Origin of the sequence: Flavobacterium sp. CSZ (assembly GCF_015350725.1) — a bacterium.
Taxonomy (GTDB): domain Bacteria; phylum Bacteroidota; class Bacteroidia; order Flavobacteriales; family Flavobacteriaceae; genus Flavobacterium.
Window position 1 is genome coordinate 1 of the sequence record NZ_JADKPQ010000052.1, and the last position, 1,775, is coordinate 1,775.

General features: G+C 36.5%; 1 protein-coding gene and 1 pseudogene. Both read right to left on the minus strand.

Annotated features, from left to right (window positions below; translation table 11 throughout):
- A partial coding sequence (locus tag IRZ78_RS25920; RefSeq protein WP_228520629.1) for a family 43 glycosylhydrolase occupies nt 1–708 on the minus strand: 708 nt, incomplete at its 3' end.
- Between the two features lie 336 nt (nt 709–1,044).
- Nucleotides 1,045–1,775 (minus strand): annotated as a pseudogene (locus IRZ78_RS25925) (beta-xylosidase); the annotation flags it as partial.

A 1,775-nucleotide genomic window follows, 5' to 3' on the forward strand; every position in this document is an offset into this window, starting at 1 on the left:
AGGTATCTTAGAAATATTGCCCTGCAAACTCATCATATCTGCTCCTAATTTGACAATTCTGGCATTATCGGGCATATATTTTGTTTTAGGTTTTCCGGCTCCAAAAACCAACCAGCCTGTACCTTGGTTGTCAATGACAACTCCGGGATCAAATGGATTATCGACATCTACACCAGGGACAGAATGGTCAATTATGTTTTTTCCTAATGGGTCTTTCCACGGGCCAACGGGAGAAGTAGAAGTAAGCATGGCTGAGGCTCCACCGCCATTGGAGTAATACAAATAGAAGTGAGTCTTACCATCTGCTTCCAGTCTGGAAGTAATGGAAGGCGCCCAGGACACCCCTGTCCATGGTGCCACCTCTGCTGTATTTATAAGGCCATGATAAGTCCAGTTGACCATATCATCTGAAGACATCATCACCAGTGTACGGATATGCTCATATGAATTCTTCCCATCCTTTCCTACCTTCTCATACTGTTGATGATCATTTGTGGCATACACATAAATTCTTCCATTATATTCTACAGCTGTCGGGTCGGCTGTAAACATAAAATCTAATAATGGATTGGCATTATTGGTGAGGAGTTTCGGGGAAACATTTGCGAATTTTTCTTCCAGGTTTTCTTTAATCTCTTTCAATTTAGTCTGAGCTTGTAGATCTTTTTGACATATCAAAAAAGAGATAACAAAGACTGTACTTAACAATACTTTTTTTCTAAACATGCTTTTTTTTATTTTACCCAAAAAATAGATACTCCTTAAGGGCTAATTTTAATTGATTAATTATTCTTTAACTTACTATAACAAAAAAGGTATTCTTTCCTTTTACACTAATAAACATTTAAAAATCAGAGAAATAAAACAAGATTATATTTTACTTGATACTATATGTGCCCCCCTGATTAAACACTTTATTGATATTGTGAACTCCTAACAAATAGATCAGAATTTATTCACAAAGGCTCTATTTAACTTATTCTACACTTTTTAAAATAACTCACTGGATATATAATTAATTTATCTAATTGATATTCAATGGAATTAATAAGTAAATTTCCATTCATCAAATAAAAAACCCTCTCCTTTAAAAGCAAAATAGATATTCACTTCGCCTTTATTTATTTTCAGATCAATTTTCTTTGAGAGTGTACTCCAATCCTTCACATCACATGAAAGGGAAAAAAGAGGACTACCTTTAAGAGTATTTAGGTAAATATCAATTCTACCTTTTCCTTTCACTTTGGCTTGAAAACCAGAAGGGATTTGCTTGCTGAAATCAGCTCCCCGAACCATCACACATTGTGTATCTACTGTTGCTTTAGCAACCATATTACCTACATTACCAACAGCTTCAAACTGGACTTGCCCCGAAGTGGCTGCAGTAGTTTCTGCCTGCTGAAGAACAAATGGATTTAATGGGTTAAGTTGTGAGGTACCTTTAAAAGTTGGTCGGACCATGGGTATATTCACGTCATTGCCTTCATCCACCTGCATTTCTTCGATACCCACATTACGAAAACCACCTTTAGTGCCAAAATAATCTTGTAAATACATGGCATGGTAAGTAAGATAATATTTCCCTTTAAACTTGAAGAAGTGAGTGTGATTGTTTGACAAAGGCCCCACGCCAGCATCCCCGGTATTCTTAAAGTAATTATCGCGATACTTCCAACTATCCGGATCTAAGGGTGTTTTACTGGTCATATAAGATATGTTGCATGCGGTTGGTTTATCAATATTGGCATAAGGCCATTCAGTGCGTTCATCCCAAC